This is a genomic window from Streptomyces sp. UNOC14_S4, from assembly GCF_020740835.1.
Classification (GTDB): Bacteria; Actinomycetota; Actinomycetes; order Streptomycetales; family Streptomycetaceae; genus Streptomyces.
Window position 1 is genome coordinate 1 of sequence record NZ_JAINFC010000433.1, and the last position, 6,468, is coordinate 6,468.

Annotated in this window: 7 protein-coding genes and 1 pseudogene; 4 read left to right on the forward strand and 4 right to left on the reverse strand. The window is 70.9% G+C overall.

Annotated features, from left to right (window positions below; genetic code table 11):
* A partial coding sequence (locus tag K6I34_RS28695) for a hypothetical protein (RefSeq protein WP_229330237.1) occupies positions 1–196 on the reverse strand: 196 nt, incomplete at its 3' end.
* 463 nt (positions 197–659) lie between these two features.
* On the opposite strand from K6I34_RS28695, the gene K6I34_RS28700 reads away from it, so the two are divergent.
* The 4 genes from K6I34_RS28700 (at position 660) to K6I34_RS28715 (ending at position 4,576) form a co-directional block, all read left to right on the forward strand.
* Positions 660–1,799, forward strand: coding sequence for an Ig-like domain-containing protein (locus K6I34_RS28700; RefSeq protein ID WP_229330245.1), 1,140 nt, complete (start codon positions 660–662; stop codon positions 1,797–1,799).
* 150 nt (positions 1,800–1,949) lie between these two features.
* Complete coding sequence (locus K6I34_RS28705) at positions 1,950–2,717, forward strand: enoyl-CoA hydratase/isomerase family protein (RefSeq protein ID WP_229330239.1); 768 nt, start codon at positions 1,950–1,952, stop codon at positions 2,715–2,717.
* Between the two features lie 340 nt (positions 2,718–3,057).
* Positions 3,058–3,573: an ATP-binding protein gene (locus K6I34_RS28710; RefSeq protein WP_374231042.1), complete on the forward strand. Its 516-nt coding sequence runs from the start codon at positions 3,058–3,060 to the stop codon at positions 3,571–3,573.
* Between the two features lie 493 nt (positions 3,574–4,066).
* A complete protein-coding gene (locus K6I34_RS28715; protein WP_374231043.1) occupies positions 4,067–4,576 on the forward strand; it encodes an N-acetylmuramoyl-L-alanine amidase in 510 nt (169 codons plus the stop codon).
* Positions 4,577–4,685: 109 nt separating this feature from the next.
* Here K6I34_RS28715 and K6I34_RS28720 read toward each other — a convergent pair whose 3' ends face one another.
* The 3 genes and pseudogenes from K6I34_RS28720 to K6I34_RS28730 all read right to left on the reverse strand — a co-directional run.
* Positions 4,686–4,997: a hypothetical protein gene (locus K6I34_RS28720; RefSeq protein WP_121800014.1), complete on the reverse strand. Its 312-nt coding sequence runs from the start codon at positions 4,995–4,997 to the stop codon at positions 4,686–4,688.
* A 179-nt stretch (positions 4,998–5,176) separates the two neighbouring features.
* Positions 5,177–5,725 (reverse strand): RICIN domain-containing protein, encoded by a 549-nt coding sequence (locus K6I34_RS28725; protein ID WP_229330243.1) that lies wholly within the window; start codon positions 5,723–5,725, stop codon positions 5,177–5,179.
* A gap of 55 nt (positions 5,726–5,780) precedes the next feature.
* Positions 5,781–6,468, reverse strand: a pseudogene (locus K6I34_RS28730) (hypothetical protein); the annotation flags it as partial.

Here is a 6,468-nt window from a genome sequence, read left to right on the forward strand (position 1 = left end):
CCAGGAAGCGGGCCCCCAGTGGCTCCGGGCTGCCCGGCCGTACCGCGGGCGGGCAGGGCGCCGGGGCCGCCGCCCTCGGCCGTCCGTTGACGCCCGTGACGGCGGGGGGCGCCGCGCGGCCGCCCGTACAGGGCCGGTCGTGGCGGGGCCCGAACCCGTCGTCCCGCTCCGCCTCTTGCTCGGGTGCGCTCGACACGTCTTGGCCTCCGGCGGCTCTCGGCGGCTCGCGATCGACAGCGCCGGGCACCCGGCCGTCCCGGGCCGGGCGTCGGCGGCTCGTCCTTCCCCCAGTTCTGCCCAGATCCACGGGCGCGCTCACCCGTGTGATCGGACGCGGCGGTTCCCGGAGGCGCCCGGCCCCTCGTGGTCATCGGGCACAGGAGGCCGGTTTAAGATGCCTCGATTCGGCCATCCGCCACCCCTCAGAAGTACGTCTCGCACCACCGTTCTCATTTGCTGCGGAACGGTGACATTCCCGAGCCATGCACTGTCGGTGGCATGTGGTTATCTATCGCCATGCGCGTGTTGACGCGCTCAGGGGGCACCGCGTGGCCGCGGGCCGTGCGAAAAGGGAGACAACCGTTGTGAACGCCCATCTGATATCGAGAGGGCGCGCGGGCCGCCGAGGCCTGTTCGCCCTGCTGCTCGGGGCGCTGCTGATGCTGGTCACCGCCTGTGGCGGCGATGGTGACGACAAGAAGGACGGCGCCAAGAAGGACGACGGCAAGCCCTCGCAGGCCGTCGTGACGATCGCGCCCAAGGACGGCGCGAGCGATGTCGCGACGAGCGGCGCGCTCAAGGTCACCGCGGACAAAGGCACCCTGACCTCCGTGAAGGTGGCCGACGCCAAGGGCGCCGCGGTGGACGGCAAGATATCCGACGACGGCAAGGCCTGGGAGCCGACGGCCCACCTGGGCGCGGCCACGAAGTACACGGTCGACGCGCTGGCCAAGGACAAGGACGGCCGCACGTCCGCCAAGCACGCCGCCTTCACCACGCTCACCCCGCAGAACACGTTCGTCGGCTATTTCACGCCGGAGGACGGCACCACGGTGGGCGTCGGCATGCCGGTGTCGCTGAATTTCAGCCGCGGCATCACCAACCCCAAGGCCATCGAGCAGGCCGTGAAGGTGACCGCCGAACCGGCGGTGCCGGTCAAGGGCCACTGGTTCGGCAACGACCGCCTCGACTTCCGCCCCGAGAAGTACTGGGCCGCGGGCACCAAGGTGACCCTCCAGATGAACCTGAACGGCGTCGAGGGCCGTGACGGTGTCTACGGCACGCAGGACAAGACGGTGAAGTTCACCGTCGGCCGCAGCCAGGTGAGCACGGTCGACGCCGCCAGCCACGAGATGGTCGTCGAGCGCGACGGCAAGAAGCTGAAGACCGTTCCGATCTCCGCCGGTGCCCCGGGCCACTCGACGTACAACGGCCAGATGGTCATCAGCGAGAAGTACGACGTGACCCGCATGGACGGCCGCACGGTCGGCTTCGGCGGCGAATACGACATCCCGGACGTGCCGCACGCGATGCGCCTGTCCACCTCCGGCACCTTCCTGCACGGCAACTACTGGTCGGGCGAGGGCACCTTCGGCTCCGAGAACGTCAGCCACGGCTGCGTCGGTCTGATGGACCAGCGCGGTGGCGGCGACCCGAACACCCCGGCCGCCTGGTTCTACAACCAGTCGCTGATCGGTGACGTCGTCATCGTGAAGAACTCCCCTGACAAAACGATCCAGCCGGACAACGGGCTCAACGGCTGGAACCTCCCCTGGTCGGAGTGGACCGTGGGGAGCTGACGCCCCCACGCCCCTCATGGGGCACTCCGCCGCCCCCTGGTGACGGCCCGACGGCGGCCCGGCGCACTGTGATCAAGTGCACCGGGCCGCTTCGCATGTGCCCGCCGTACGGGGCAGACCCCGTGGGAACCCTGAGGCTAACCTGCTGGCATGACTGTGCATCTTGAGGTTGCCGAGGGCGTCGGGACCGTCCGGCTGGACCGTCCGCCCATGAACGCGCTGGACATCGCGACCCAGGACCGGCTCCGCGAGCTCGCGGAGGAGGTCACCCACCGCGCGGACGTCCGGGCCGTGGTGCTGTGGGGCGGGGAGAAGGTGTTCGCGGCGGGCGCGGACATCAAGGAGATGCAGAAGATGGACCACGCGGCCATGGTGGCCCGGTCCCGCGGCCTCCAGGACGCCTTCACGGCCGTCGCCCGCATCCCCAAGCCCGTCGTCGCGGCCGTCACCGGCTACGCGCTCGGCGGCGGCTGCGAGCTCGCGCTCTGCGCCGACTTCCGCGTCGCCGCGGACAACGCCAAGCTGGGGCAGCCCGAGATCCTGCTCGGCCTGATCCCGGGCGCGGGCGGCACGCAGCGGCTGTCCCGGCTCATCGGCCCCTCCAAGGCCAAGGACCTCATCTTCACCGGCCGTCAGGTGAAGGCCGACGAGGCGCTGGCCCTCGGGCTCGTCGACCGCGTCGTCCCCGCCGCCGAGGTGTACGAGCAGGCGCACGCGTGGGCCGCGAAGCTGGCCGCCGGGCCGGCGCTGGCGCTGCGGGCCGCCAAGGAGGCGGTGGACACCGGCCTGGAGACCGACATCGACACCGGGCTCGCCATCGAACGCAACTGGTTCGCCGGGCTGTTCGCCACCGAGGACAGGGAGATCGGCATGCGCAGCTTTGTCGAGGACGGGCCGGGGAAGGCCAAGTTCGTCTGATAGGCGGCGAGTTGGGCCTGAACGCGGGGGAACGGGGCTGAACAAGGCTGTTGGGGCGGGGTCGCCGGAATCGGTGGCCCCGCCCCGCGCGTTGTCCCGGTCCGGTCCGGGCACCGGGGGGTTGCCCCTTGTGGGGGAATTCCCAGGGGTGTGCGAACGCCTCGAAATGACCTTGTTCCGTGCACTGAGCGATCATCTGTGCACCCCGGGTCACCGCAGGTCAGTCGGCATTTTCTGATCGACTGGCTGCCCATGGCATATGTCGTGGAACCGCGTTGGAGGCGTGGATTCCGGTACAGCGAATCCCTTCGTTCCAGCCCACGGCGTCTTTACGGCGGCCATGATGGGGGTCATGGCGGGTCTGGAAGGAATGGATCAGCCGCGTCGGCGGAGCGCCATGGCTGCCGTGCGTCGGCTGTCGACGGTGGAGGACGACCTGGCGCAGGGGGCGCTCGAGTTGTTCGGCGACCCCACGCTCGGTGAGGTCCAGTTGCCCTCCCGTCCGGAATCGGCGGTCGCCGCGCGTCGGCTGACCAGGATCGTCGTTCTCCGGCAGTGGGGGCTCTCCGCCCAGCTCACGGAGCACGCCGTCCTGCTGGTGTCCGAGCTCGTCGGCAACGCGGTCCGGCACACCGGGGCGCGCTCCTTCGGGCTGAGGATGGAACGGCGGCGCGGCTGGCTGCGGATAGAGGTGCGGGATCCCTCGCGCGGGCTCCCGTGCCTGATGCCGGTGCACGAGCTCGACATCAGCGGCCGGGGGCTGTTCCTGGTGGACAAGCTCTCGGACCGCTGGGGCGTGGACCTGCTGGCGCGTGGCAAGACCACGTGGTTCGAGATGCGGGTCGCCGACCGCTGAGTCCGGCGGAGGGCGCGTTCGCGCTCGGGCGCGTGGGTTGCTCGTGTGCGTGGGTTGCTCGTGTCCGTGGGTTTGCGAGTGCGCGAGCAAACGAAGAGGCCCCCATCCGTCGCCGGTGAGCGAGCGGGCCGGGGGCCTCTTCGTGCGGCCGTGGAGAAATTGGGGTGTGCTCCACGACCGGTGGACGACCTGGCCCGGGTCAATGGGGGTCGTGTCCTCGACTATGGCAGACAGTCGCCCATGAGCCAAAGCGGCTATCGGGTCATTTTCGGGCAATCGCTAGCAGATCTATCGTGGATCGAAGGCGAGTTGTAACACCGACCTTATATTCCATGAATGAATCAGTCCCGGCTCCTATTTTTATGCGCGCATCCCTGTCGGTTCTTGCGGGCCGGGGAAAAGTGGAGTGTCATGTCCCCGTCGCTGCTGCCCTGCTGCCCTGCTGCCCTGCTGCCCCGCTGCCGACCGGCGTGCCCTCGACCCGGGAGCCCTCATGGAAGAACGCCCCGCGACCGCCACCTATCCGCCCACCCACTGGATACCGGCCGACAACGCCAATTACACGGTCTCCAGCCGCCCCGACGCCTACCCCGTCGACTTTCTCGTGATCCACGTGACGCAGGAGACCTTCCCCGACGCGATGCGGATCTTCCAGGACCCGCGCTCCAAAGTGTCGGCGCACTACATGGTCGCCTCGGCCGACGGATATATCGGCCAGTTCGTGCGCGAGAAGGACATCGCCTGGCACGCGGGCAACTGGGACTACAACACGCGCAGCATCGGCATCGAGCACGAAGGCTGGATCGACCGCCCCGAATACTTCACGGATGCGATGTACCGGTCGTCGGCGCGGCTGGCCGCGGCGGTCTGCGCGCGGCACGGTATCCCGCTGACGCGGGAGCGGATCATCGGGCATGTGGAGGTGCCGGGGTCGACGCATACCGATCCTGGTCCCTACTGGGACTGGGATCGGTATGTGGGGCTGATCGCCGCTGCAGGGTGAGTGTTTTCTGGTGGGCGCCTCATGGGGTGGGTGGCGATGTTGTCGGGCGACTGCGGGTCCGTTGTGGCTGGTCGCGCCGTTCCCCGCGCCCCTGACGGGGCGCGCCCCGTCAGCGCCAGCCGCGGCGCTGTGCGCTTGCCCGGCGGCGCCGGTCGTTGCACAGCAGGCAGCGGCCCCAGCCCGGCGGCAGGGGGTCGTCCTTGTCCCCGTACAGCGGATCGACCGGGCCCTTGGGGTGCTCCGCGCAGCCCGTCGCGCCCGCACCGGCGCCCAGGGCGCTGGCCGCCGCCACCGCTCGGCGCAGGGCGTCGAGAAGCTGGTCGGCCTCGTGCGGGGCCGGGGCGGTGGCGTCGAGGGAGAAGGCGATGTCCGAGGCGGTGCTGAGCGCGCTCTGGAGTTCGCGCAGGTCTGCGTAACTCATGCCAGTGAGCGTACGCGGCCCCACTGACAACGGGGCGCGCCCCGTAGGGGCGCGAGGCTGTATCGATCTGCGGCTCCGCCGCGTGGGCGCGACCAGCCGCAACGGACCCGCAGTCGCCGTACGGCATCGCCGCCCACCCCATGAGGCGCCCCGAGGACGCCCCGCAGGGACCGGCGAACTCAGGAGCCGGACAGAACCCACCACTGGTCGGCCGAAGCGGCAGCGCCCCGTACCTGCCGTACCCCGTCGCCGAAAGCGATCCGCGCGCCGCCGTGCGCCCGGTGGGAGTCCTGGCCCCACACCCGTCCGTCCGCCTCCGCGGCAATCGTCCGCTGCCCGCCGGGGCCGGCCGGTCCCGGCCGGAACCGCTGTGTGGCCGAGTCCGCGTCGCACAGCTCGGTGACCAGCCGCGAGCCCTTCCCGTCGATGCAGCGGTACGGCTGCGCCTGCGACCAGTACTGGTGGGTGGCCTGGCTGTAGACCCACTGCTGGGCGGCGGGCGCCGCCGTGTCGCACGGCTGCAGGGACACGAGCCACGGCCGCCGCGTCCCTCCGGGGTCGCGGTAGCCGGATCCCTCGGCTGTCAGGCAGCCGCCGAACGCGCTGTTGTGCATACGGAAAGCCGTATCGGGCGCGGACCGCGGAGCGGCGACGGCCGCGGGTGCCGCGAGCCCGAAGGCGGCGGAGACGGCGAGGAAGACGGCGGTGGCGCGGGCGCGACGACGCATGGCGGCAACTCCTCGTGACAGGGGTCAGGGGTGGAGCGGTGCGAGGGCGTCGACATTACTTACGGGATCCGTACGGTGACATGTCGTTTCCGGACATGATCGTCCGGTCAGGTCTTGCCGTGCGCCACGGCCACGACGTCGCGGGCGCCGCGCCCGGTACGAAGCCGAGCTGCCAGGCCCGCCGGCCCGCTTCCGGTTCGACGCCCTGGTCCAGGACCACGGCGTACGCCTCCGCGGCCTCCTCCAGGGCGTGGCCCGTCCGCCGGCCGGGTTCCCGGAGCTCGCGCCGCAGCGCGGCCAGTTCCTCCTCCGCCACGGCCGCTCTGACCACCGAGCCGCCCGGCGAGGCGAACGGCAGCAGGGTGCAGCGCAGGAAGCGGGACCAGCTCTCGCCGCGGTGGTCCCCGAGGCCCGCGAACAACCGCAGTGCTGTGTCGGTCAGTTCGAGCGCCGGTCCGGGCTGGTCGTTGCCCGCGTCGACGACGGCGAGCTCCAGGCACGACCACGCCTCGCCGTGCGGGACGCCCGCCCGAGCGGCGCACCTCCTCCTCGACGGCCCGCGCGAGCAGGCCCTCGACCTCCGCGCGGTGCTCCTCCCGTAGGCCGCCCGGTGACTCCTGCATGCCGTACCCCTTCCCCCGGCACCCGGATGTGCGCCAAGTCTCCCGTTCTGGAGGGGAATTCGGCAGACGGCGCGGTCGATCCCGCCTCGGTGTGCGACAGCGGGGGCGGCGGAGGTGTCG

Excerpts from the sequence above, each read along its gene's own strand:
- K6I34_RS28700 (WP_229330245.1), top strand. The coding sequence starts at position 660 with ATGCTGGTCACCGCCTGTGGCGGCGATGGTGACGACAAGAAGGACGGC.
- K6I34_RS28710 (WP_374231042.1), top strand. The coding sequence starts at position 3,058 with ATGATGGGGGTCATGGCGGGTCTGGAAGGAATGGATCAGCCGCGTCGG.
- K6I34_RS28720 (WP_121800014.1), bottom strand. The coding sequence starts at position 4,997 with ATGAGTTACGCAGACCTGCGCGAACTCCAGAGCGCGCTCAGCACCGCC.
- K6I34_RS28725 (WP_229330243.1), bottom strand. The coding sequence starts at position 5,725 with ATGCGTCGTCGCGCCCGCGCCACCGCCGTCTTCCTCGCCGTCTCCGCC.
- K6I34_RS28705 (WP_229330239.1), top strand. The coding sequence starts at position 1,950 with ATGACTGTGCATCTTGAGGTTGCCGAGGGCGTCGGGACCGTCCGGCTG.
- K6I34_RS28715 (WP_374231043.1), top strand. The coding sequence starts at position 4,067 with ATGGAAGAACGCCCCGCGACCGCCACCTATCCGCCCACCCACTGGATA.